This is a genomic window from Geodermatophilus sp. SYSU D00703, from assembly GCF_054050155.1.
Genome location: NZ_JBJGYU010000001.1, coordinates 536,089 through 558,537 on the forward strand (window position 1 = coordinate 536,089; position 22,449 = coordinate 558,537).

Sequence of the window (22,449 nt, forward strand, 5' to 3'; positions counted from 1 at the left end):
CGCGGAGGCACCGTGGCCGAGCTCCGATCCCGTCGTTCCAACCTGGCCGTCCCGGGCAGCAACCCCCGGTTCCTGGAGAAGGCGAAGGGGCTGCCGGCCGACCAGGTGTTCCTCGACCTGGAGGACGCCTGCGCGCCGCTGGCCAAGCCCGGCGCCCGGAAGAACATCGTCGCGGCCCTCAACGAGGGCGGCTGGGGCGAGAAGATCCGCACGGTCCGGGTCAACGACTGGACGACGGAGTGGACCTACCGCGACGTGATCGAGGTCGTGGAGGGCGCCGGCGCGGACCTCGACTGCATCATGCTGCCGAAGGTGGTCGACGCCGCGCAGGTGCAGGCGCTGGACCTGCTGCTCGCCCAGATCGAGAAGGCCAACGGCCTCGAGGTGGGCCGGATCGGCATCGAGGCGCAGATCGAGAACGCGCAGGGCCTGATCAACGTCAACGCCATCGCGTTCGCCAGTCCGCGGATCGAGACGATCATCTTCGGCCCGGCCGACTTCATGGCCAGCATCAACATGAAGTCGCTCATGGTCGGCGCCCTGCACCCGGACTACGCCGGCGACCCGTTCCACCACATCCTCATGACCATCCTCATGGCCGCCCGCGCCCGCGGCGTGCAGGCCATCGACGGCCCGTTCCTGCAGATCCGCGACGTCGACGCCTTCCGCGAGGTGGCCAAGCGCTCGGCGGTGCTCGGCTTCGACGGCAAGTGGGTGCTCCACCCCGGCCAGATCGACGCGGCCAACGAGATCTACGCGCCGTCCCAGGAGGACTACGACCACGCCGAGCTGATCCTCGACGCCTACGAGTGGCACACCTCCGAGGCGGGGGGCGCCAAGGGCTCGGCCATGCTCGGCGACGAGATGATCGACGAGGCCAGCCGCAAGATGGCGCTGGTCATCGCCGGCAAGGGCCGCGCCGCCGGCCTGCAGCGGACGTCCTCCTTCACCCCGCCGGAAGGCTGAGAGAGCCCTAGCCCTCCTCCCTGCCCCGTGCAGGCTCGGGGCAGGGAGGACGGGGCCGCGCGCCTCAGGGGCCGAAGGAGACGCTCGACAGCGAGGCGAGCGCCACGAACCACAGCACGACGACGAGCGCGACCAGCGCGCAGGCGACGGCCCCGACGATGACCCCGGCCAGGGCCAGGCCCTCACCCTCCTCGCCGGTCTCCCGGATCTGCCGGCGCGCCACGATGCCGAGGACCAGCCCGGCCGGGGCGAAGACGAAGGCCATGACCAGCGCCAGGATCGCGAGGGTGTTGGTCGGCCGCCGGTGGTAGCCCGGCGGCGGGCCGTAGCCGGGCGGGGGACCGTAGCCCGGGGGCGGGGCGTAGCCGGGCGGCGGAGGCGGCGGGGGATCGCCCCGGTACAGCCCGTCGTGCTGCGTGCTCATCGTGTCCTCTCCTCGCGGGTCACCGGTCGACCGCTGCCCCGGGCAGGGCGGCCATCCGGCCGGCGACGGCCCGTGCCGCCGTCGCGCCCACCGCAGGGTCCTCCGCGATGAGCACCGACACCACCGCGCCACGCCCTTGGGCGAGGACGTCCTGCGTCGTGCCGTCCTCCAGCCGGTAGCGCGCCAGGACGACGGTGCCGGCCAGGCCGTCGACGACCGGCGGCTCGACGAGGACCCGGTCCCCGGCCGGACAGGACTCGAAGGCGTCGCGCAGCTCGGTCAGGGCCAGCTCGCCGGACGCGGCCGAGTCGTAGGCGATCGCCTCCTAGACCAGTGCGGCTCCACCCTGCGGGTCGAGGCCGACGACGGGGTGCTTCGCCGTCCGGTGCTCCTCGGAGGCGAAGGCGACGCCGCAGATGCCCGACAGGCTCGGGTCGTCGGACAGGTCGCCGTCCGCGACCGGGTTGGCCTGCACCGACCAGCCCGCCGGCAGGTCGCTCGCCCGCAGCGCGACCGCCAGGGCCGCCTCGTCGGGGCTGGTCGCGGCCGCGGGGTCGGCCGCCGCGGCGGCGGACTGCTCGGCCTCGGCCGGTGCCGGCTCCTCCTGCGGGGCGTCGCCCGTGCCGCAGCCGGCGAGCAGCAGGACGGCGGCGAGCGCGGCGGCCGGGGACCTCACCCCGGCGACGCTAACCCGGGTCCCCGGACGCGGTCGGTGGAACGGGGACCACCCGGGCGCTCGGCCGGGTGCTCCATACTCACCGGTAACCACGGACACCGGAGTCCCGGAGGAGCGCGATGACCCGCCTGGCCCAGACCGCCGACCTGACCGACGTCCAGCAGGAGATCCTGGCGACGGTCCGGAGCTTCGTGGACAAGGAGATCATCCCGAACGCGCAGGAGCTCGAGCACGGCGACGTCTACCCCACCGAGATCGTCGAGGGCCTGAAGGAGCTGGGCGTCTTCGGGCTCACCATCCCCGAGGAGTACGGCGGCCTCGGCGAGTCGCTGCTGACCTACGCGCTGGCGGTCGAGGAGATCGCCCGCGGCTGGATGAGCGTCTCCGGCGTCATCAACACCCACTTCATCGTGGCGTACATGGTCATCCAGCACGGCACCGAGGAGCAGAAGCAGAGCCTGCTGCCGCGCATGGCCGCCGGCGAGGTGCGCGGGGCGTTCTCGATGTCCGAGCCCGGGCTGGGGTCCGACGTCGCCGGCATCCGCACCAAGGCGGTCCGCGACGGCGACGCCTACGTCGTCGACGGCCAGAAGATGTGGCTGACCAACGGCGCCAGCTCCACCCTCGTCGCCGCACTCGTCCGCACCGACGAGGGCGCGGAGAAGCCGCACCAGAACCTGACGACCCTCCTCGTCGAGAAGCCCGCGGGCTTCGGGGAGGTGCTCCCCGGGCTGACCATCCCCGGCAAGATCGACAAGATGGGCTACAAGGGCGTGGACACCACCGAGCTGGTGTTCGACGGGTTCCGCATCGGGGCCGAGCACGTCCTCGGGGGGACGCCGGGCCGCGGCTTCGCCCAGATGATGGACGGCGTCGAGGTGGGCCGGGTCAACGTCGCCGCCCGCGGGTGCGGCATCGCCATCCGGGCCTTCGAGCTGGCCATCGAGTACGCCCAGCAGCGGGAGACCTTCGGCAAGCCGATCGCCCAGCACCAGGCGATCGCGTTCAAGCTCGCCGAGATGGCGACCAAGGTCGAGGCCGCCCACGCGATGATGGTGCGCGCCGCGCGGCTCAAGGACGCCGGGTCGCGCAACGACGTCGAGGCCGGCATGGCCAAGCTGCTGGCCAGCGAGTACGCCGCCGAGGTGACGAGTGAGTCGTTCCGCATCCACGGCGGCTACGGCTACTCCAAGGAGTACGAGATCGAGCGGCTCATGCGCGAGGCGCCCTTCCTGCTCATCGGCGAGGGCACCAGCGAGATCCAGAAGACGATCATCAGCCGGGGCCTGCTCAAGGAGTACGCGCTCAAGCGCTGACGCACACCGCTCCGGTCCCTCTGTCGCGGGGGGACCGGGGCCGACGGATGTCCTGCGGGTGCTCGTGCTCCGCGTGCGCGGCGCACGCAGAGCACGAGCGTGCCGGGGAGGACGTCAGCCGGCCGCGCCAGGGGCCTCCGCGAAGCGGACCTCGACCTGCTCGACGCCGAGCGACCCGGCCAGGGTGGTCAGCATCTCGCGGGTGTTGTCCTCGGCGCGGTCGACCAGGTCGCTGGCGGCCGCGGCCCCGGCCAGCCGCTCCTCGGCCAGGGCGTAGAGCTCGGAGTCGTCGGTGGCGCCCTCGCCGAGCGCGTCCCCGACCCGGTCCAGCAGCCCGCGGTCGCGGTCGAGCACCCGGCTCTGGGCCGGGTCGACCCGCACCTCCGCGATGCGCGGGGCCGGCAGCTCGATGGTGGCCGAGGTCCCGTCGGGGGAGAGGTCCACCCGGCCGGCGTCCAGGCCCTCGAAGTCGACGTAGGCGTCGGCGGTACCGGTGGCCAGGAAGCTGACCCGCTCGCCGCTGATCACCGACGGGACGTAGCGGGTGTCCACCTCGCGGTCGACGACGACCTGGAAGGTGCCGGTCGCGGCGTGGTACTCGTGCAGGTCGTCGAGCGCGAGCAGCAGCGGGGTCGTGCTGCGGTCGACCACCTGCTGCTCGAGCGGGTTGCCCGGCAGCCAGTCGCGCACCTGGGCGGCGACCGGGACGAGCACCGCCACCCCGACCCCGGCCGCGACCAGCCGGCGCGGGAGCCGTCGCCGGCGCGGCGTCCCCTCCGTCGGAACGGGAGTGGGGCGGTGCTGCAGCAGAGCGGGCATGCGCGGCCTCTCACGATCGGAAGGGGAGTGCCCTGTTCAGCGACGGCCACGTCCGCCGCATTCCCGTCCGGCGCGGGCGTTCCTCGCGCCTCGCGGGTCCTGCAGGACACAGCGGCCGGTTCCGCTGTGCGGAGGGGCGGGGAAGGCGGCCGCACGTGGGGTGTTGGGTGGGGCCATGAGAGCTGTCGGAGTGACCGAGTACGGGGGTCCGGAGGCCCTGCACGTCGTCGACGTCCCGGCCGAGCCGCTGGGGCCGGGACAGGTCCGGCTGCGGGTGACCGCCGCGACCGTGAACCCCACGGACACCTACGTGCGCAACGGCGTGTACGCCGAGCGGGACGTGGTCAAGGAGATGCCGAAGGTGCCGGGGATGGACGCGGCCGGCGTGCTCGCCGGGATCGGCCCGGGGGTGGAGACCGACCTGCGGGTCGGCGACCGGGTGATGGCGATCGTGCTGCCCTCGGGGGCGCACGGCGGCTACCGCGAGGACCTCGTCGTCCCGGTCGGGTCGGTGGCCCGCTCTCCCAAGGACGGCTCCGACGCGGAGGCGGCGACCCTGCCGATGAACGGGCTCACCGCGCGGCTGGCGCTCGACCGCATGGCGCTGCGGCCCGGCCAGGTGCTCGCCGTCACCGGCGCCGCGGGGGCGTTCGGTGGCTACGTGGTCCAGCTGGCGAAGAACGAGGGGCTCACCGTCGTCGCCGACGCCTCGGAGGCCGACGAGCAACTGGTCCGCGACCTCGGCGCCGACGTCGTCGTCCGGCGCGGGGACGACGTCGCGGAGCGGATCCGGGAGCGCTACCCCGACGGCGTCGACGGCCTGGCCGACGGCGCGGTGCAGGACGCGCTGGTGCTGCCCGCGGTGAAGGACGGCGGCACGGTCGCCACCGTCCGCGGCTACCGGGGCGACGGGCAGCGCGGGCTGCGGGTGCACCCGGTCATGGTCCGCCAGTACGCCGAGGAGGGGGCGAGGCTGGACGGGCTGCGCGAGCTGGCCGAGCAGGGCGTCGTGTCCCTGCGCGTGGCGCGCACCCTCCCCGCCGAGCAGGGCGCCGAGACGCACCGGCTGCTCGAGGCCGGCGGCATCCGCGGACGCCTGGTCATCACGTTCTAGCGGTCGCGGGAGTGGCCTCCGACCTGCCAGGGTGGGGGCCACTCCCGGGCAGCGGGGCCCGGGCCGGATCGGAGGGTGCGCACATGGTGCACAGGCTCGTGGTCAGCTACGGACAGCCCCAGGACCCGGGGGCGTTCGACGAGTACTACCGCGACACGCACGTCCCGTTGGCGATGGGGATGCCGGGGGTCATCCGGTTCGCCACCGGCCACGCCCAGGCGCTGGACCCGTCGCAGCAGGTGCCCTACCTCGTCGCGGAGCTGGACTTCGAGTCCGAGGAGGCGATGGGCAAGGCGTTCGCGTCGCCCGAGGGCAAGGCCGCGGCGGCCGACGTCGGCAACTTCGCCACCGGCGGGGCGACGATGGCCCACTTCGAGGTGCACGAGATCAAGGCCGGCATGCCGTACGTGCCGTGACGGCGGTGCAGCGGGGCGCCGCGCGGGAGGCCCGGTGAACGGCGCGCAGGCGCTCATCCGCACGCTCGTCGCGGCCGGCGTCGACGTCTGCTTCGCCAACCCCGGCACCTCGGAGATGCACTTCGTCGCCGCGCTGGACGACGTGCCCGAGATGCGCGGGGTGCTGACCCTCTTCGAGGGGGTGGCCACCGGCGCGGCCGACGGCTACGCCCGGATGGCCGGCCGCCCTGCGGCGACCCTGCTGCACCTCGGTCCGGGCCTGGGCAACGGCCTGGCCAACCTGCACAACGCGCGGCGCGGGGGAGCGCCGGTGGTCAACGTCGTCGGCGACCACGCCCGCTCGCACAAGCGGCTGGACGCGCCCCTGGAGTCCGACGTCGACGCGCTGGCCGGGGCGGTGTCGGGCTGGGTGCGCCGCTCGCTGTCCCCGGCCGACGTCGCCGCCGACGCCGCCGAAGCGGTCGCCGCGGCCGCCCGCGGGACGGTCGCCACGCTCGTCCTGCCCGCCGACGTCTCCTGGGAGGACGGCGCCGCGCCGGCCGACCCGCTGCCGGTGCGGCCGGCACCGCGGGTGGCCGACTCCGTCGTCTCCGGCGTCGCGACCGCGCTGGCGTCCGGGGAGCCCGCCGTGCTCTTCCTCGGCGGGGACGTCGTGGCCGGCGAGGAGGGGCTGCTGGCCGCGGGGCGGGTCGCCGCGTCCACCGGCGCCCGGCTGGTCACGGAGACCTTCCCCACCCGGATGGTCCGCGGCGCGGGCCTGCCGGACGTCGCCAAGCTGCCCTATCCGCCCGAGCTGGCGATGGCCGCGCTGGCCGGGACGGCGCACCTGGTGCTGGCCGGCGCGACGGCCCCGGTGCACTTCTTCGGCTATCCCGGGGTGCCGGGCACGCCGGTGCCGGGAGACTGCGCGGTGCACGTGCTCGCCGCGCCCGGCGAGGACGGCGTGGCCGCGGTGCGGGCCCTGGCCGAGCTCGCCGCGCCGGGCGCGCAGCCGGAGGTGCTCGAGGCGTCCCGCCCCGAGATCCCCGCCGGTGAGCTCACCCCGCGGTCGATGGCCGCGGTGGTCGGGGCGCTGCTCCCGGAGGGTGCGGTCGTCGTCGACGAGGCGCTCACCTCCGGCGTCGGCCTGGCCGAGCTGACCTCCGGGGCGCCGCGGCACGACTGGCTGTCACTCACCGGCGGGGCGATCGGCGACGGGCTGCCCATGGCGGTCGGCGCGGCGGTGGCCTGCCCCGACCGGCCGGTGCTCGCGCTGCAGGCCGACGGCAGCGCCATGTACACCCTCCAGGCGCTGTGGACGATGGCCCGCGAGCAGCTCGACGTCACGGTGGTCGTCTGCGACAACGGCTCCTACGCGATCCTCGAGCACGAGCTGTCCCGGGTGGGCGCGCAGGGCGACGGCGAGCGCGCCGGGCAGCTGCTGCACCTGGGCGGCCCGGGCCTGGACTTCGTCGCGCTGGCCGGTGGCATGGGCGTGCCCGCGACCCGGGCCAGGACGGCGGAGGAGCTGGCCGACCAGCTGCAGAAGGCGCTGGCCGAGCCCGGCCCGCACCTGGTCGACGCGGTCCTCCCGGGGCGCCGCTGAACCGCGGCGGCGCCGCGTAGCCCCCGCCGCACGCGCGGGAACGGAACGCGGCGCCCCCGCGCCCCCCGGGTCCTCCGACCGGCGCGCGCCGCCGCGTCACTCCCTACCCTCCGCGGCCGAGGGGCCGACTCGGCGAGGAGGTGGTCGCGGTGCGACGAGTCCTGGTGGGCACGGCGGTGGGGGTGCTGGTGCTGTCCGGGGGCGGGACCTCGGCGGCGCACGCCCAGCCACCCGACGACGACGGGTGGGCTCCCGTCCCGGTGGAGTTCTACGACCCGGTCGACGTGCAGGCCTGCGGATCGGTGGTCACGATCGCCGGCGGCGACGTCCGCGAGGCGGAGTTCCGCCAGCAGGTCCTGGGCGACGGCAGCACGTTCATCGAGTTCCGTGGCGAACGGACGGTCGACCTCACCCGGCAGTCGGACGGCGCCGTCGTCGACGAGTTGGACACCTCAGGGCCCAGCTGGGCCCTGATGTCGTCCGACGGCACCGAGGAGGTCTTCGAGGTCGGCGGACCCTCGATGCTCTACGCCGGCAACGACGTCGAGCGGGCAGCGGCCGACGAGGCCGGCCTGCCGCACCTCATGTACTTCGAGGGGGGCACGATCCTGCTGCGCCTGACGGTCGATCCCACGACCGGGGAGTCCACCGCAGTGGACGGCCTGCGGCTCGACGCCGACGTCGTCGACCTCTGCGACAGCTTCGTCGCCTGATCCCGGCGGTGACGGCGGCGAGGCGGACCGGGGACGTCCTCGAACCGTCCTGCCGGCGTCGTCCTGACCGGGAGGGAGCGGTGTGCGTGCCCTGCTGCGGGCGGCGGTGGTCGTCGTCGCGGTTCTCGCGGTGCTGACCGGCCTGCTGTGGGGGCTGCAGCGGCGGCTGGTCTACCTGCCCTCCGGCGGTCCCCTGCCGGCCGCCGCGGCGGTGCTGCCCGGCGGGCGGGACGTCGTCCTGACCACCAGCGACGGGCTGGTCCTCGGGGCCTGGTTCGTACCCGGACCCGACCCGGCCGCGCCCGCGGTGCTGGTCGCCAACGGCAACGGCGGGCACCGCGGGCTGCGCGCCCCGCTGGCGCGGGCACTGTCCGACCGCGGGCTCGCCGTGCTGCTGTTCGACTACCGCGGCTACGGCGGGAACCCGGGCAGTCCCAGCGAGGAGGGCCTGGCGCGCGACGTCCGGGCCGCCCGGGCGTACCTCGTCGAGGAGGCCGGGGTGCCGCCGGGCCGGCTGCTCTACCTGGGCGAGAGCCTGGGAGCCGCGGTGGTGACGGAGCTGGCGACCGAGCACCCGCCGGCGGGCCTCGTGCTGCGCTCGCCGTTCGTGGACCTCGCCGCCGTCGGCCGCGTCCACTACCCGTTCCTGCCGGTGCGCGCCCTGCTGCGGGACCGCTACCCGGTGGCCGAGCAGATCGCCACGGTGCGGGTGCCGACGACGGTCGTGCTGGGGGACGCCGACTCGATCGTGCCGCCGCAGCAGAGCCGCGCCGTCGCCGCGGCCGCCGCCGCGCTGCACCGGCTGGTGGAGGTGCCCGGCGCCGACCACAACGACCGGGTGCTGCTGGACGGCGACGCGCTGGTCGACGCGGTCGTCGAGCTGGCCCGGCGGTGACCGGCGCCCCGGCTCAGGTGGTCGCGCGGAAGTAGGTGTACCGGCCGATCCGGCGGTGCTCCCCGGAGCCGGTCTCCACGACGTCGGGGAACCCGTTCCGGCGGAGGAGGTCCGGGATGCCGTCGACGGCGTGCGGTCGCGAGTGCTCGTGCCGGTGCCCGCGGGAGCGGATCCGGCCGTGGACGGGGTTCTCGCCGCCGCCGACGTCGACCAGGTGCAGTGCGCCGCCGGGCCGCAGGACCCGGACCACCTCACGCATCGCGGACTCGCGCTGGTCGTCGGGCAGGTGGTGGAGCATGAACGACGAGAGGACGACGTCCAGGCTGCCGTCGGGGTAGGGCAGCGCGTCGGCGTAGCCGCGGTCCAGCTGGACGGCGAGGCCGCGGCGGCGGGCCTTGCGGCGGGCGCGGGCCAGCGCGGCGAGGTCCGGGTCGAGGCCGACGGCGACCGCCTCCGGCTGGGCCTGCTTGGCCGCCAGGAGCAGGCTGCCGGTGCCGCAGCCGATCTCCAGCACCCGCTGCCCGGGGCGCAGCTCGACCTGGTCGACCAGTCGGCGGTGGATCCGGTCGACGCCGAGCACCCGGCTCATCGGGTCGTAGAGGGGGAGCAGCCACCCGCGGGCCATCCCGGGGAGGAACTCGCGCTCCTCGCCGGTCACCGCGGTCCGTGTGCTGACCTCACCCATGTCGGTGCCTCCTCGGTGCTCGGTCCGTCGATGCGACAGGACCATCTTCGGTCTCTCCGTCACTACCCTCGGCGCTGTGGAAGGGGTGGACAAGGGCGGGACGTCGGGCGGGATGGGACGTTCTTCCGACGATCGCGAGCCGATGGGCCGGCTGCTCCGCGGGCGGCAGGTCGACGGCGCGCCGGTCTACTCCTACGCGCGCGAGGCGGGTGCGCCGCCGGTGACCGTCACCCGCTTCGACGGCGCGCACGACCACGCCGGTGCGCCGCCGTCCCGCCCGCACGCGCACGACTTCCTCGTGCTCGGCTTCGTCGAGCGCGGGATCGGGCGGCTGCGGGTGGACGGCCGGGACTGGCCGGTCGCGCCCGGTGACCTGTTCGTGGTGGCCCCCGGCGAGGTGGTCGCCCCGGACCTCACCGGCGACCTCGCCGACGCCGTCGTCTGGACGGTCTACTTCCCGCCGGACGCCGTCGAGCGGCGCAGCCCCGGCAGCCTCGGCTCCTGGCGGGCGCACCCGCTGCTGTTCCCGTTCGTCGGCGGGCGGGCCGGCGGGGTGCAGCGGCTGAGCGTGCCGGAGGCCGAGCGGGCGGCGTGGTCGCGCCGGCTGGCCGACCTCGAGCGCGAAATGCGCGAGCGGCGGGAGGGGTACGCCGAGGCGGCGCTGGCCTGCCTGACCCTGCTGCTGGTGGACCTCGCCCGGCTCGCCGCCGACGTCCCCGGGCACCTGCGGCTGCGGGACGAGCCGCTGCTGGCCGCGGTGTTCGACGTGGTCGAGCAGCGCTTCGCCGAGCCGATCTCGCTGCGCGAGGTGGCCGACGCCGTCGGGCTGACCCCCGGCCACCTGACCACGGTCGTCGGCCGGCGCACCGGCCGGACCGTGCAGCAGTGGATCACCGAGCGCCGGCTCGCCGAGGCCCGCCGGCTGCTGGCCGAGACGGATCTGACCGTGCAGGCGGTGGCCGGCCGGGTGGGCTACCGCGACGCCGGCTACCTGATCCGGCGCTTCCGCACCGCACACGGCGTCCCGCCGCAGGAGTGGCGTCGGGCGGCCAGGGCACGGTGAGGGGCGGGAGGGACGGACCCGCGATCCGACCGGTTCCGAGACGATGGTCCCCCGTTTGGTGGCGTGAGACACAGTTGCGCGGGTACCGGAGCGGCGTCCTTCAGCGGTGGTGGGCAGGAGGCGCCCCGGCCGTGACCCGTTCGATCCATCGGAGCTCTCCGGAATGCGCAGACTGTCCCGTCTCGTCCTCATCCCGGTGGCGGCGCTCGGCGCCGTCGTCCTGACCTCGACCCCCGCCCTGGCCGCGCCGTCGGACCAGGACGTCACCTGGATGCAGGCCGCCCACCAGAGCAACCTCGCCGAGATCGCCGCCGGCAACGCCGCGCAGGAGGCGGCAACGACCCCCGAGGTGCGTGACCTCGGCGCGATGTTCGTGCAGATGCACACCCAGCTCGACCAGCAGCTCACCCAGGCCGCGCAGCAGCTCGGCGTCGAGCTGCCCGGCGAGCCGACCGCCGAGCAGCAGCAACAGCTCGCCTCGGTGCAGCAGAACTCGGGCCAGGCGTTCGACACCGCCTGGATCGCCCAGCAGATCGGGTCGCACTCGACGACGCTGGCCGCCACGCAGCGCGAGCTGCAGAACGGCTCGGACCAGACCGTGCTCGAGCTGGCGCGGGCGGCCACCCCTGTGGTCGAGCAGCACCTCGCCGAGCTGCGGAACGCCGCGGAGAAGTACGGCGTCCCGACCTCGGTGCCCGGCGGCACGGGTGGTCAGGCGGCCGACGACGGTCTCGGCACCACCGGCTGGCTGCTGACCGGCGTGGGCGCGCTCGCGCTCGCGGCCGGGACCGTGGGGCTGGTGCGCCGGCGGGCGACCGCCGCGTGAGAGGCCCGCGCGTCCGGCACCTGGTGCTGGTCGTCGCGGGTGTGGCGCTCGTCGGCTCGGGGCTCGCGCTCACCCGCGTGCCGCCCCGGGCCGACGCGCCCGACATCGGGCCGCCGGTCGCCGCGGTGGCCCCGGCGCCGCCGTCATCGGCAAGCCCGTCGGCTGCCCCTGACGCTCCGCCGCCGGCCCCGCCGCCGGTCTCTCCGGCGCCGGTGGCGCTCACCCTGCCGCCGGCCACCACCCCGGACCCGGTGCCGCTGGTGCCGGTCGGCGTGCTGGCCTCCGGCGCGCTGCAGCTGCCGGAGCGGCCGACGGTGCTCGGCTGGTACGCCGGGGGAGCGGCGCCCGGCGATCCCGCCGGGACGGCGGTCGTCGCGGGGCACGTCGACTCGGCGCGCTACGGCGCCGGGCCGCTGGAGGGGCTGCTGTCCCTGCACGAGGGGGACGCCGTCGCGGTGACCGACGCCGCCGGCGCCGTGCACCGGTACGAGGTGGCCTCCCGGACGTCGGTCCCGAAGTCGGCGCTGCCGCCGGAGCTGTTCCGCACCGACGGTCCGCCGCAGCTGGCGCTGGTCACCTGCGGCGGCGCCTTCGACGAGCGGACGGGCAACTACGCGGACAACGTCGTGGTGGTGGCCGTCCCGGCGGCTTGAGCCCGGCCCTCGACGTGCGGGTGCTCGTGCTCTGCGTACCGCGGGGACGCAGAGCACGAGCACCACACGGTGACTGATCAGCCGGGGGCCCCGCCGACAGCGTGCCCATGGCCGGGGCGGCTCATCAGTCGTCGTAGCACTCCTCGACGTAGACCCAGTTCCCCCACTCGTCCCAGACGTACACCCACTCGCACCAGTAGTCCTCCGTCTGCGCGGCGGGCGTCCCGGTCATCGCGGTGGTCATGCTCGGGGACGCCGGCGCCGCGACGGAGACGGTCTGGTCGGGCGTGCCGGCCATCGCGGTCGTGCCCGGCAGCAGCGCGCCGCCGATGCCCAGGGCGGCCGCGGTGGCGGCCAGGACCAGGGGTCGCTTTCGAAGGGCCATGGGTTCTCCTGGGGGGTGCGGGCAGGGCGCGATCGGCCCTGCTCGTGGGTGGGGGGCGAGCGGTCGCTCGGGTGGAGGGCCTCCGCGGGTGGAGCGGAGTGCCGTTCCGTTCCTGCACGACCAGGGTCGGGTGGGCGGCGGCGCCGCTGAAGGGAGCTGACCCCCGCTCGACCGGACGCAGGCCCCCGAGCGGCCGGATGCCGCCCCCCACGGGCTGGCCCCCAGGTCCTGCTCCGATCGGCCTCCGGTGTGCGCTCGGTCACGCCCGTCCCTCCTCGGCGTGACGTCGGCCGGCCGGGGGTGACACCCGAGCGGGTGGGAGTCCCGCGGCGTCGTCCACAGACCGTCGGATCCGCGCCCCGCGGACGGTTGCGTTCTCCTACAGTCCGTCGTCCTGGAATCCGGATCTGGACACAGCCGACGGGGGTGGGCGTGCCGACTGCGACCAGTGCGCTGGAGGTCGTCGACGGCGAGGTGCGCGAGCTCATCCGCCGTCGCGGCCTGGACCCGGTCACCGACCCGGCGCCGGTGCGGGTGCTCGTGCGCGACGTCGTCGCCGACTACTCCGAGCGGTCCCTGACCTCGGCGCTGCCGCCGATCGCGGACCCGGAGTCGGTGGTCCGGGACGTGCTGGACCGGGTGGCCGGCTTCGGTCCGCTGCAGCGCTACCTCGACGACCCGGAGGTCGAGGAGATCTGGGTCAACGAGCCCGGTCGGGTGTTCGTCGCCCGCCGCGGCCGCAGCGAGCTGACCACCACGATCCTCGGTGCGGGCGAGCTGGCCGACCTGGTCGAGCGGATGCTGCGCACCTCCGGACGGCGGATCGACATGTCGATGCCGTTCGTCGACGCGATGATGCCCGACGGCTCGCGGCTGCACGTGGTCATCCCGGACATCACCCGCCGGCACATGGCGGTGAACATCCGCAAGTTCGTGCTGCAGGCGCACTCGCTCGACGAGCTGGTCGGTCTGGGCACGCTGACCGTGCAGGCGGCGCGGTTCCTGGAGGCGGCGGTCGCCGCCGGGCTGAACACCCTGGTCGCCGGCGGCACCCAGGCGGGGAAGACGACGCTGCTCAACTAGACGGGTAGGCATGGCTCGCGCAGCTGGCCCCGCCTCGGCACTCCCTGGGAGGCCGAGGGCCGCAACATGAGCTAGACCTGAGCCATGGCAGACACCCAACCGAAGGGGCCCGTGGAGCGCCTCGGAGGTCTGTTCGACGGCCGGGAGGAGTATGCCCCGCTGTCCGACGGCGGCAAGAGGACGGCCCTCATAGAGGGGCTGATTGTCGTGGACACGAACGTGCTGCTGCACGTATACCGCTTCGGGGCCGAAGCTCGCGACGAGCTCATGACCGTTCTGGGACTGTTGAAGGATCGCCTTTTCGTCCCCGACCAAGTCGCCACTGAGTTCATGCGCAACCGTTTGAGTGTCGCCATGGAGATGCGCGAAGAGCTTGCGAAGGAGGCCGAAAATGCTAGCCAGACTCTTAACGAACTCGGCGAGCGCCTACAGGCCCTGGGGCGCACTCAGGGGCTAAGCCAGGAGCAGAAACGGACGCTGACGCGCATGTTGAGACGCACCGAAAACAAGGTGCGAAAGCTGCTCGACACGGCCGTCGAGGGCCGGGAGTGGGCGGATCACCCCTCGAGTACGGACCCGTTGCTTCCTGAGCTCACGAAGCTGCTAGCTGGCAAGGTGGGGAGACCCTACTCCGAGCGGCGAACGACGGAGTTGCGGGCCGAGGCGAAGAAGCGCATTGACGCGAAGGTGCCGCCTGGATTCAAGGACACGAAGAAGGATGACCCGTCAGGTGACTTCTTCGTTTGGCGCCAGATACTCGATGAAGCCAAGGTCCGGAAGGAAGAGTCGGTCCTCCTGATCTCGGACGACGTCAAGGAGGACTGGGTCCTGCGGGTGCGTGGCCGCACGGTTGGGCCGCTCCCCGCGCTGATCCGCGAGGCCAAGGACCAGGCGGGTGTCGACTTCTACGTGAGCACAGTTGCAAGCTTTTTGATACTCGCCAGGGAGGCGCTGCAAGCGACGGTGTCTGAAGGAACGATTGAAGAGGCGACCCAGCGCCCGGCCTCGAAAGTGTTCATAAGCAACAACGACTCCACGACGGGGGCTGTAGAGAGAGCGATGCTCGAGTCCATGCTCCACTGGTCAAACCTAGTCGACCTCACGCCGGTTGTTCCTCCTGGAGCCGTTGTTGGCGACGCTATTCGGCGCAGCTTGGCTGATATTGATTATGAGGACGCTGCGCGGCGTCTTCTTATCGAAATGAAGAGGTCTCAGCGGATCGATGCGCCGGATGCCGAGGGCGATGTGGCGGACGAAGCGCCGTCAGACGAAGAAGACAACGGCGACTCCTGACCGTCATTCAGGGTAGGACGGCGCGACGGTGACCCTGGGCCGGGACATGCACGACGGCATCTCATGGCCGGTCGCGACGACATGGTCGGTATCAATGCCCCGGGTCCAGTAGCGCCGACGAGGCTCATCGTGTTGACGTGGCTCTGGCTCGCCATCGCTCCCAAAGTGGCGATCATGATGCCTGCTATGTCCTGAGCTCGGCCGGCGACTCGTCCAGCGTTGGCGTCCCATGATCGGTCAGCTCTGCCGCGAACCTTGGACAGCCATGATCACTACACCGGTGATGGGCCCGGCCAAGCCTGCTGAGAGAGTGCAGCCGTGAGCGTGCCCGACTACGAGAGTCTCATGCTGCCGGTCCTCCAAGCCGTCGCCGACGGCGAGCCGCACCCTGCCGCCGAGGTGCGCGCCTTGCTCGCTGCGGACTTGGGATTGAGCGAGGAGGCCCTGGCGCAGCGGTTGCCGAGTGGCTCGCCGATCTTCAACAGCCGGGTTCATTGGGCAGTGACGTATATGGCGCAAGCCGAGCTTATTCGCCGCCCTCGGCGCGGCGTCATGCAGATCACTGATCGTGGCCGGCAGGTGCTCGGACAGGGGCACGAGCGCATTGATGGCGCCGTGCTCTCACAGTTCCCGGAGTTCCTCGAGTTCAAAATGCGGGTTCGTCAGCGGGAGGGCGACCAGACGCCTTCCACGACGAGCGCGACGTCTGTGAGTTCTCCTGCTCATAGAACGCCTCGGGAGCAATTGGTCACGGCGGTGGAGGAAGCCAACTCGGCCGTCGCTTCTGAACTGCTCGACCGTGTGCGTGAGCGCGACCCGAGCTTCCTCGAGCAGTTGGTGCTCCGACTACTGACTGCCATGGGCTACGGCGGACGTGCCGGGGCCGCCGAACATCTGGGACGTGGCGGTGATCAGGGGCTTGATGGGGTCATCCGGCAGGACGCACTTGGACTTGATCGCGTGTACGTGCAGGCCAAGCGCTACGGGACCGACCATGCCGTTGGCCGGCCCGAGATCCAGGCATTCGTCGGAGCGCTCCATGGTGCGCAGGCTGACCGTGGAGTCTTCATCTCCACCAGTCGCTTCACCGCGGAGGCGAGAGACTACGCCGACCGTGTTCCTGCACGCCTGGTGTTGATTGACGGTCAACGGCTCTCAGAGCTGATGGTGCTGCACAACATTGGCGTCCAGGATGAGGAGTCCTTTACGCTCAAAAGAATTGACGAGGACTTCTTCGACAGCTTCTGACCTCGCAATAGCGCCGCTGTTCACTGTGAGGGCTGAGATGCTTCGGTATTGGCGACTAGGTAGTCACCTATCGCTCGGTGCAGTTGCCGCAGGGCCTCAAGATCGCTGGGGTTGCGGTTCCAGCTTCGGTAGAGGTTGTGGATGCGTTGCGCCCGATGTCGCCCCTCGGACGTCGCTGAGGGATCGCGGGCGTCGGCGCCAACAAGCTCGGCGCGGGAGACGCCGCCGACGCGGACGCCATCGCGGCGCCTGTATCGCTCCTGATGCGTGACGCCGTGCCGGCTTAGGACCTTCACGACGATGTCCGGCCCCGTGACGCGGACGACGGTGCCGGCGGCGCGGCGCGGACGGCCGAAGCTGGCCTCGGATTCGATGGTGACTGTGTCGCCGGGCTCGAGGGCGGCGAGCTGGTCGGCCGAGAGCCGGTTCTCGACGGACAACGCTCCTGCCTCCTCCTGTGGTGATGCCCAGGGGGAAGCTGGCGCAGCAAGCAATCTACCCCGCCGGCTTGAACAGGGCGATGACGCTCACTACGACTGCCGTGGCGCCCATCAGGCCGTTGAACCGCGGATCGGCCAAGAAAGCACCGCGGGGCTTGCGAGCGCCGCGGGGGGCGGAAGTCCGGGGCTGCGCCGGAGCCGGTATGGGCCCTGGCGGTCCTGTGTCCGCAGTGGTCCTTCCCGTTTCAAACCCGGGTGGAGGGGACGGCCTGGAGTGCTGCGGCGACGAGGGGCCCGGTCGCGGGGGTCGCCGATTTCCCGGTCCACCAGTGCTCAACTGGGGATCCGTCAGAAACGATGCCAGGGAGAGAGCTAATCCAACGATCGCCGAACCGATGACGAAAGCCCAGGGGAAAGTTGGTTTTGGCGGGCAGGTCGCTGAGCCTTCGTTGAAACAGCGCACGAGACTGTAGAGAATGTCACCGACGAAGAGGTTCCACCAGAAGGTGGCCAGAAAAATTCCCCCGGCGGCAGAGCCCGCGAAGTAGAGCACCCTGCCGAGCGGTGATGCCGGCGCCTGACCCATGGGTCCTCCGACCGTCGACTACGTCCCAGTTCCTTGACAGTCGCCTTTTCGGCGATGTCGACAGGGTCAGTGAACGGCATACAGTACTGCTTCGACTCGCTAGCGACCTGGGCGGTTCTCGACTCGCCAGCGAACGTGACTGAAGGTGAGGGTGCGCATTGACCTAGTGCGGGAAAAGGCGATGGGTGATCAGTCGCGAGCAGCCAAGAGCCGCACACGTTCCGGCGGCACCGTCGGCAGGTGCTTCCCGATGCCCCAGTCGTACTGCACTGAGTACTCCACGTCAGCCCGCCATCCGCGGCCGTCGTCGCAGAGCCGCCAGGCCCGCTGCAGGCCAGGCCACCACTCGCCGTCGTGTTCGACTTCGACGGCGCGGGGCGGGTCGTATCGGCGTTCCTCAAGGAGCCGGATCGGGACGGTGGTCACGCTGAACTGGGTAACCCGACCGGGCGACTTCACATGCTGAGCGACTCGGCCGAGTGACAACACGAGACCGATTCGTGCCACTGGCGTTCCGGTACGGCAACCTGCCCTCGTGATCTATCGGGCCGCCGCCGCGCTCCCGTACTGCGACCGGGACAGGGTCACCTCCGGCCTTCGCGGACAGCTCCGTTTCATGACGACCGCGGCCCGGGTCACGCCTGACTGGACAACCTTGGCCGTCGAGGGGCCAACCGAGGTCCTCGACCGACTGGGGCGCGTTTGGTTCGAGTGGACCGCCACCGTGGAGGCACGGGACTGCGGTGATGCCTCATGAGCGTGGAGCGCTGCCCGGCGCGCGTCACTGTCAGCCCCGGCCGGGAGGTTTGTTGCACGGGCCCCGTCGGTCACGGGCCGGCCGAGGACATCCATCAGGGGCTTCTGCGCGTCACGTTGCCCGATGGCCGCGAGCACGCCGCCTCGCTTGTGTGGAGCACCACGCAGAGCCCCTGGGACGACAAGATTCTCGACCGCGCGGATTGATGCAGGCGCCGGGGAACTAGCGACCCTGCAGAGCGCCCCGAAAGTCCACCGTGGGTGCCCCTGCAGGGCTAGACCCGAGTCCTCCCATAATTGCTGTGTCCACCTCAGTCACTGATGGGGCCGACCCATCAGTGGCTGAGGGCGACTCCCACCAGAGCGTCCAGAGAGTCCAAAAGATTCTCCACCCGATACAGGTGATTACCCCTACCGGGTCATCCGCGTGCAGGGTGACGCACTCGGGGATAGTGGTGATGTTGAAGTTTGCGTTTGCGGCCTCTTGAGCGGCTTCCCGACATCCAGGATCGAAGTCGAGTTCCCCCTGAAGACAGGCATTGAGCCACCAATTGAAGTCGTCAATGTAGTCGAACAAGTTTTGATTTGGCTCCGACAAAGCTCGCCCTCCGCCAGAGGACGACACAACGTCGGTGACGTGCGTGAGGATCACAGTGCAGTCGCGTCCACCGTAGTATTCGCAGACCCCTATGGCCTCTTGCTCTGCACGTTCGTCGGCATCCGCGAGGTCATCCGAGTATCCGAAGCCTGACCCGTAACTTCCGTCGGACGCCCGGGCGAGCTTACCTACGGCCTGGAAATACCACAGTAGTGCCCAGCAGTCATCACCGCCGCCGGAATTGCGGCAGGAATCCACTGCTGCAACCGTAGCCTCGTCAGATCCGTTCGCGAGCGCTGTCGCAGCTACCCCCGTAGAGGGCGAGTAGGCGATGGCTCCCCAATCCTGCTGCTGTGCGGCCTGAGCGGTCGCCGGCGTTATGAGGGCGGAAATCACTATGGCTACAGCAGCAAGTGGCAGGCGTCGCATCAAATGTTTACTAACTCTGCAACGACTGCAGTCCCGGCTCGCATGCACCCATCGACCTCGAGGTGCGCGACAATCCGCATATCCGATCCTAGGCATGACGCGAGACCTCCTCCGGGTTGACGACGCGAATGTCTGGATGTGTCTCAGACGCTCAGTTCCTCACCCGGTGAGGGGCCACAAGTTAGCCCCCTCGGTGGTGGCTGTACAGAGCCCAAAAGACTCGGGGACTAGAGCGAGCGCCGCCCCACGCCCAAAGACGTCGTCTCAGCTCCCCGTCCCCAATGGCCTGCAGGGACGCACGCCCAGGTCTGCCACATCGACTGTCTGCCACATCGACTGGCGCGCCACGGGGGCAGGCGGTAACAGGATCACCCGGTCATGGGTCAGACCGGTGGAAGGAGCCGTGCCCGGTCTCCCAGACGCAACCCACCCCATGTGAATGCAGCAGATCAAGCAGGTCGTCCGCCGGCCGGGTTGGCACAAGGACCGTCTTGAGCTTCGGCGGTGTGGGTAGGTGGCGTTCATAGTCGAGTAGCTGCCCCAGCGCTAGGCGCATGCTCGGTCGGCTCGCCGAGCCCTTGGCCTCGTACAGCTCCTGGGCAGTCTCGTCGTAGAGATCGGTCAGCATGGTCGTCAGCTCGCCCGTGGGACGCAGCTGCCAGCGGCGGACAGGATGGCCTCGCCTAGCGAGCACGGTGCGGTAGCGCTTAACCAATAGCGCTTCGCGCTTGGTTGCCGTACTGGGCGGTGCTCCGGGCGTCTCGAACTCCGACGCCTCGTCCACCTCCAAGTCCACGAGCTCGGCTACACCGCTCGACGGGTCGCCTGCCTGGCTCACGTCCTGGGGACGACGAAGTGTTGGACCCACCGGCCCCAGGCGAAATACGAACACACTGCGGAGTTCGCCTTCTTCATCAGGGGCATCCACGATGACGAATGGGTCGGCGTCGTCGATCTGGAACTCTCCGATGTAGAGCTGGTTCACGGCCTGAGTGCCCGGGATGAGGCCGTCGGCCAAGAAGAGGCGCAGTGCCCTCTGCTCGAGCTTATGACTTACAACCGCAAGGTTGCCGACTCGAATGAGCTGGTCGCCGCGGCGCCCCTCGCCGGTGAAAAGGAAGGCGCTGCCATCGGCGGACCATCCGTCGAAGTTGCATCCGAGACTCTCGTTGCGGCCCGGGTGGGAGTAGAGGAAGACGTTGAGCGTCGAGGCGGAGGGTTCGATGCGACTGGGCGTGGCGCCGCCAAATAGCTGCATTCGCTGTCTGCGGCTCAAATGCTCTCCAACGGCTATGTCCCAGTCGAGGTCCCAGCGAGCCTTTAGGGGGATGCCTAGGCGTTCCAGCGCCGCACCAGTGTTGTCGCGGCCGCCCGAGAAGTCTGCTGCCGTCAATCGAGGACGGTCGGGGTACTGGTGTGCCCAGATGGCAGCTACAAGGGCCTTCGAATCGATGTGCTCGCCATCGACCCAGGCAAAGTACACGCGGCTCTCGGCAAAGCCGTACTTCGCAAGGAACGCTGGACGGCCGAGGCGCTTGAATTCCGCGACGGCCGCGACAACGGCTGACTGATCGGTTAGGTCGGACAGCCTGGCCATGGCACTCCCGCTGTTGTATGGCTCGCTGGAGCATGATGCCTCACCGGTGGCCGGCTCCAGTCGAGCCAGGCGACGACACGGCCATCAGTCTCTGCTGGACTGAGGACGCTCTCGACCAGCGGCGTATCAAGCCACCGCTTCCACACCTAGTTACTCTGACATGAGTTGCCCTCCGTGACCGGTGTCGAGACAAGCCTGCAAGACTCCTGGCAAGGACGCACACGGCGCTGGGGGATGGCATGCGGTTCTCGGAGCGACACGGATACACAAAGGTCCGCACAGCTCTGCAGCACGAGAGCCTGGACGAGGCGCTGCGCCTGGACCTCTGGAACTACATCCTGGGCCTGTACGAGGGCCTCACCAAGAAGGTCGAGTGGCCGCAGCACGCGCCGTTTCTGACTCGACTCTGGGCCGACTTCCTCCGTCGGCCGCTGGACGAGATCACGTACAAGGAGCGCATCCAGGAGTACGTCAAGGCGGTCGTGCTTAGGGGTGAGTGGTTCCAGGTGTACGACTTCATCGAGTTTCTGGCTGACGAGGTGGAGGACTACGCGGGGGAAGGGGCCCACGGGTCCTGCGTCCGTCACTTCAACGCGTTGCTCGAGAAGCACCTCGCTGCCTACCGATTCGTAGATGGGCGCATTGTGCCCATCGACTCGACGGTCGACTTGGCCGCGGTTGAGGACGCGCTGTCCGACTCCGAGGGCTTAGCTGGAGTTCGGCATCACCTGCAGAGAGCGCTGGAGCTGCTTGCCGACCGCGAGGCGCCGGACTACAGCAACAGCATCAAGGAGAGCATCAGTGCGGTCGAGTCGGTCTGCGCGCTGATCACAAACAAGAAGACGCTCGGTGAGGCGGTCAAGCGCCTCAAGGACAGTGGCCTGGCTCTGCATCCGGCGCTGGAACAGGCGTGGTTGAAGCTCTACGGCTTCACCAGCGATGCGGACGGGATCCGCCACTTCGCCGTGGACGCTCCGACGGTCGACCAGGCGCAGGCCAAGTATTTCCTAGTCACATGCTCCGCGTTTGTGAGCTTGTTGATCACAGAGGCGGCACGCGCCGGTGTGCCTCTCGAAGGCAAGCAGTAGCTCATTGACGGATGGCCGGGCGGGAAGGGGTGAGGTCGGTCAGCGGGTTCGCGCGAAGCGGCGCCAGTGCGCGACGTCGGGGACGACAGTCCACTCGTCGGCGCTGATCCACACGCGGACCGGCGCTGGCCAGCTCTTCCACTCCTCGCGCGGGACCTCGCTGACTTCATCGAGCAGCGCAGGGTCGACCACGATCTCGGACTCCCCGTTGCTGTCGATGCGGGCGAGCAGCGCCTCCCGCGGCGCGGTCGTGGTGAAAATCCGCGGCGAGCTGTGCGCGCTCGCGCTGGAGCCGGTCATCCCCTCGGCGTGACAGCGAGCCACAGCAGGCTCCAGCGTCCAGCTCATGCCCGAGCGAGCTGCTGGCACGTCCGCGCAGCCGCGGAACAGCACCAGCGACTCGGGACGTCTCCACGTGTCTTCGTCGATGCTCGGGCCACCGATGGCAAACAGCTCGCGCCAGGCCTCAACAGGGACGACGAGCGTCGGACGAGGAGCGAGCCGAGCCCACGAGCCGACGACGATCCTTCGCGCTGATCGAGCGTCGAGCCGGCCAGCCTCAGCGAGGACGAACAGACCTCGCAGCGCGGCGAGCGCATCAGGCAGCGAGGTCGAGCGCTGCTCGATCCAGTGTCGGTGGACGCCGCGAGCGGACAGCTTCGCGAGCGCTCGCGCGTGCTCGACGTCGGAGCTCTGCGCGGTCGTGGTCGTGGTCATCGGTCTGTCTCCTCGTGGTCGTGGGCCCGCGTGCGTGCAGCGGGTGGGGGAGGGGGGTCGCGGCGAGACGCTCGGGAC

Annotated in this window: 25 protein-coding genes; 15 read left to right on the forward strand and 10 right to left on the reverse strand. The window is 71.0% G+C overall.

Translation table 11 applies throughout. The annotated features are described in order from the left end of the window. Positions 1-12 precede the first annotated feature (12 nt). Positions 13-966 (forward strand): HpcH/HpaI aldolase/citrate lyase family protein, encoded by a 954-nt coding sequence (locus ACI782_RS02715; RefSeq protein WP_456905805.1) that lies wholly within the window; start codon positions 13-15, stop codon positions 964-966. A 64-nt stretch (positions 967-1,030) separates the two neighbouring features. On the opposite strand, the gene ACI782_RS02720 is transcribed toward ACI782_RS02715, so the two are convergent. Both ACI782_RS02720 and ACI782_RS02725 read right to left on the reverse strand, forming a co-directional pair. After that, complete coding sequence (locus ACI782_RS02720; RefSeq protein WP_456905806.1) at positions 1,031-1,390, reverse strand: DUF4190 domain-containing protein; 360 nt, start codon at positions 1,388-1,390, stop codon at positions 1,031-1,033. 325 nt (positions 1,391-1,715) lie between these two features. Beyond that, complete coding sequence (locus ACI782_RS02725; RefSeq protein ID WP_456905808.1) at positions 1,716-2,066, reverse strand: hypothetical protein; 351 nt, start codon at positions 2,064-2,066, stop codon at positions 1,716-1,718. Between the two features lie 119 nt (positions 2,067-2,185). On the opposite strand from ACI782_RS02725, the gene ACI782_RS02730 reads away from it, so the two are divergent. Beyond that, positions 2,186-3,382 (forward strand): acyl-CoA dehydrogenase family protein, encoded by a 1,197-nt coding sequence (locus ACI782_RS02730; RefSeq protein ID WP_456905810.1) that lies wholly within the window; start codon positions 2,186-2,188, stop codon positions 3,380-3,382. A 114-nt stretch (positions 3,383-3,496) separates the two neighbouring features. Here the strand turns inward: ACI782_RS02730 and ACI782_RS02735 are convergent, their stop codons facing one another. Then, positions 3,497-4,201 carry a DUF4230 domain-containing protein gene (locus ACI782_RS02735; protein WP_456905812.1) on the reverse strand — a complete coding sequence of 235 codons (705 nt, stop codon included), beginning with the start codon at positions 4,199-4,201 and terminating at the stop codon, positions 3,497-3,499. Positions 4,202-4,376: 175 nt separating this feature from the next. Here ACI782_RS02735 and ACI782_RS02740 point away from each other — a divergent pair, with 175 nt between their 5' ends. From ACI782_RS02740 to ACI782_RS02760, 5 genes are all read left to right on the forward strand, one after another. Beyond that, positions 4,377-5,315 (forward strand): NADP-dependent oxidoreductase, encoded by a 939-nt coding sequence (locus ACI782_RS02740; protein ID WP_456905814.1) that lies wholly within the window; start codon positions 4,377-4,379, stop codon positions 5,313-5,315. 83 nt (positions 5,316-5,398) lie between these two features. Further along, positions 5,399-5,731, forward strand: a complete 333-nt coding sequence (locus ACI782_RS02745) for an EthD family reductase (protein ID WP_456905816.1) — start codon at positions 5,399-5,401, stop codon at positions 5,729-5,731. Positions 5,732-5,765: 34 nt separating this feature from the next. After that, positions 5,766-7,316 carry an acetolactate synthase large subunit gene (locus ACI782_RS02750; protein ID WP_456905818.1) on the forward strand — a complete coding sequence of 517 codons (1,551 nt, stop codon included), beginning with the start codon at positions 5,766-5,768 and terminating at the stop codon, positions 7,314-7,316. A gap of 149 nt (positions 7,317-7,465) precedes the next feature. Next, a complete protein-coding gene (locus ACI782_RS02755; RefSeq protein WP_456905820.1) occupies positions 7,466-8,029 on the forward strand; it encodes a hypothetical protein in 564 nt (187 codons plus the stop codon). A gap of 82 nt (positions 8,030-8,111) precedes the next feature. Further along, entirely contained in the window at positions 8,112-8,924 is an 813-nt protein-coding gene (locus ACI782_RS02760) for an alpha/beta hydrolase (protein WP_456905822.1), read from the forward strand. A 13-nt stretch (positions 8,925-8,937) separates the two neighbouring features. On the opposite strand, the gene ACI782_RS02765 is transcribed toward ACI782_RS02760, so the two are convergent. Further along, positions 8,938-9,609: a class I SAM-dependent methyltransferase gene (locus tag ACI782_RS02765; RefSeq protein WP_456905824.1), complete on the reverse strand. Its 672-nt coding sequence runs from the start codon at positions 9,607-9,609 to the stop codon at positions 8,938-8,940. Between the two features lie 76 nt (positions 9,610-9,685). Between ACI782_RS02765 and ACI782_RS02770 the strand changes: the two genes are divergently transcribed. The 3 genes from ACI782_RS02770 to ACI782_RS02780 all read left to right on the forward strand — a co-directional run bounded on the left by ACI782_RS02770 (position 9,686) and on the right by ACI782_RS02780 (position 12,151). Further along, on the forward strand, positions 9,686-10,672 hold the full coding sequence (locus ACI782_RS02770; protein WP_456905826.1) for a helix-turn-helix domain-containing protein: 987 nt from the start codon (positions 9,686-9,688) through the stop codon (positions 10,670-10,672). Positions 10,673-10,835: 163 nt separating this feature from the next. Then, positions 10,836-11,498 carry a DUF4142 domain-containing protein gene (locus ACI782_RS02775; protein ID WP_456905828.1) on the forward strand — a complete coding sequence of 221 codons (663 nt, stop codon included), beginning with the start codon at positions 10,836-10,838 and terminating at the stop codon, positions 11,496-11,498. Next, a complete protein-coding gene (locus tag ACI782_RS02780; RefSeq protein ID WP_456905829.1) occupies positions 11,495-12,151 on the forward strand; it encodes a class F sortase in 657 nt (218 codons plus the stop codon). Before ACI782_RS02775 ends, ACI782_RS02780 begins: the two co-directional genes overlap by 4 nt. A 124-nt stretch (positions 12,152-12,275) precedes the next feature. Here the strand turns inward: ACI782_RS02780 and ACI782_RS02785 are convergent, their stop codons facing one another. Beyond that, on the reverse strand, positions 12,276-12,536 hold the full coding sequence (locus ACI782_RS02785; protein ID WP_456905831.1) for a hypothetical protein: 261 nt from the start codon (positions 12,534-12,536) through the stop codon (positions 12,276-12,278). Between the two features lie 432 nt (positions 12,537-12,968). Between ACI782_RS02785 and ACI782_RS02790 the strand changes: the two genes are divergently transcribed. From ACI782_RS02790 to ACI782_RS02800, 3 genes are all read left to right on the forward strand, one after another. Continuing rightward, positions 12,969-13,619: an ATPase, T2SS/T4P/T4SS family gene (locus ACI782_RS02790; RefSeq protein ID WP_456905833.1), complete on the forward strand. Its 651-nt coding sequence runs from the start codon at positions 12,969-12,971 to the stop codon at positions 13,617-13,619. Positions 13,620-13,703: 84 nt separating this feature from the next. After that, positions 13,704-14,912: a PIN domain-containing protein gene (locus tag ACI782_RS02795; protein WP_456905835.1), complete on the forward strand. Its 1,209-nt coding sequence runs from the start codon at positions 13,704-13,706 to the stop codon at positions 14,910-14,912. A gap of 318 nt (positions 14,913-15,230) precedes the next feature. Continuing rightward, positions 15,231-16,160 carry a restriction endonuclease gene (locus ACI782_RS02800; RefSeq protein WP_456905837.1) on the forward strand — a complete coding sequence of 310 codons (930 nt, stop codon included), beginning with the start codon at positions 15,231-15,233 and terminating at the stop codon, positions 16,158-16,160. Positions 16,161-16,180: 20 nt separating this feature from the next. On the opposite strand, the gene ACI782_RS02805 is transcribed toward ACI782_RS02800, so the two are convergent. Continuing rightward, positions 16,181-16,600 (reverse strand): hypothetical protein, encoded by a 420-nt coding sequence (locus ACI782_RS02805; RefSeq protein WP_456905839.1) that lies wholly within the window; start codon positions 16,598-16,600, stop codon positions 16,181-16,183. 775 nt (positions 16,601-17,375) lie between these two features. After that, entirely contained in the window at positions 17,376-17,612 is a 237-nt protein-coding gene (locus ACI782_RS02810) for a hypothetical protein (protein WP_456905841.1), read from the reverse strand. A gap of 327 nt (positions 17,613-17,939) precedes the next feature. Here ACI782_RS02810 and ACI782_RS02815 point away from each other — a divergent pair, with 327 nt between their 5' ends. Continuing rightward, positions 17,940-18,149, forward strand: a complete 210-nt coding sequence (locus ACI782_RS02815; protein WP_456905843.1) for a hypothetical protein — start codon at positions 17,940-17,942, stop codon at positions 18,147-18,149. Positions 18,150-18,165: 16 nt separating this feature from the next. On the opposite strand, the gene ACI782_RS02820 is transcribed toward ACI782_RS02815, so the two are convergent. Both ACI782_RS02820 and ACI782_RS02825 read right to left on the reverse strand, forming a co-directional pair. Further along, the gene (locus tag ACI782_RS02820; protein WP_456905845.1) at positions 18,166-19,065 is read right to left on the reverse strand and encodes a DUF4189 domain-containing protein; all 900 of its coding nucleotides are present in this window, start codon (positions 19,063-19,065) and stop codon (positions 18,166-18,168) included. A 280-nt stretch (positions 19,066-19,345) separates the two neighbouring features. Next, positions 19,346-20,566, reverse strand: coding sequence for a hypothetical protein (locus ACI782_RS02825; protein ID WP_456905847.1), 1,221 nt, complete (start codon positions 20,564-20,566; stop codon positions 19,346-19,348). Positions 20,567-20,805: 239 nt separating this feature from the next. On the opposite strand from ACI782_RS02825, the gene ACI782_RS02830 reads away from it, so the two are divergent. Continuing rightward, entirely contained in the window at positions 20,806-21,654 is an 849-nt protein-coding gene (locus ACI782_RS02830) for an AbiJ-NTD4 domain-containing protein (RefSeq protein ID WP_456905849.1), read from the forward strand. Positions 21,655-21,693: 39 nt separating this feature from the next. Here ACI782_RS02830 and ACI782_RS02835 read toward each other — a convergent pair whose 3' ends face one another. Further along, positions 21,694-22,371 (reverse strand): hypothetical protein, encoded by a 678-nt coding sequence (locus tag ACI782_RS02835; protein ID WP_456905851.1) that lies wholly within the window; start codon positions 22,369-22,371, stop codon positions 21,694-21,696. Positions 22,372-22,449: the final 78 nt, after the last annotated feature.

Coding starts and splice junctions, on each gene's coding strand:
- ACI782_RS02720 (WP_456905806.1), bottom strand. CDS start 1,390: ATGAGCACGCAGCACGACGGGCTGTACCGGGGCGATCCCCCGCCGCCT.
- ACI782_RS02730 (WP_456905810.1), top strand. CDS start 2,186: ATGACCCGCCTGGCCCAGACCGCCGACCTGACCGACGTCCAGCAGGAG.
- ACI782_RS02735 (WP_456905812.1), bottom strand. CDS start 4,201: ATGCCCGCTCTGCTGCAGCACCGCCCCACTCCCGTTCCGACGGAGGGG.
- ACI782_RS02740 (WP_456905814.1), top strand. CDS start 4,377: ATGAGAGCTGTCGGAGTGACCGAGTACGGGGGTCCGGAGGCCCTGCAC.
- ACI782_RS02745 (WP_456905816.1), top strand. CDS start 5,399: ATGGTGCACAGGCTCGTGGTCAGCTACGGACAGCCCCAGGACCCGGGG.
- ACI782_RS02765 (WP_456905824.1), bottom strand. CDS start 9,609: ATGGGTGAGGTCAGCACACGGACCGCGGTGACCGGCGAGGAGCGCGAG.
- ACI782_RS02775 (WP_456905828.1), top strand. CDS start 10,836: ATGCGCAGACTGTCCCGTCTCGTCCTCATCCCGGTGGCGGCGCTCGGC.
- ACI782_RS02785 (WP_456905831.1), bottom strand. CDS start 12,536: ATGGCCCTTCGAAAGCGACCCCTGGTCCTGGCCGCCACCGCGGCCGCC.
- ACI782_RS02795 (WP_456905835.1), top strand. CDS start 13,704: ATGGCAGACACCCAACCGAAGGGGCCCGTGGAGCGCCTCGGAGGTCTG.
- ACI782_RS02815 (WP_456905843.1), top strand. CDS start 17,940: ATGAGCGTGGAGCGCTGCCCGGCGCGCGTCACTGTCAGCCCCGGCCGG.
- ACI782_RS02820 (WP_456905845.1), bottom strand. CDS start 19,065: ATGCCTAGGATCGGATATGCGGATTGTCGCGCACCTCGAGGTCGATGG.
- ACI782_RS02825 (WP_456905847.1), bottom strand. CDS start 20,566: ATGGCCAGGCTGTCCGACCTAACCGATCAGTCAGCCGTTGTCGCGGCC.
- ACI782_RS02830 (WP_456905849.1), top strand. CDS start 20,806: ATGCGGTTCTCGGAGCGACACGGATACACAAAGGTCCGCACAGCTCTG.
- ACI782_RS02835 (WP_456905851.1), bottom strand. CDS start 22,371: ATGACCACGACCACGACCGCGCAGAGCTCCGACGTCGAGCACGCGCGA.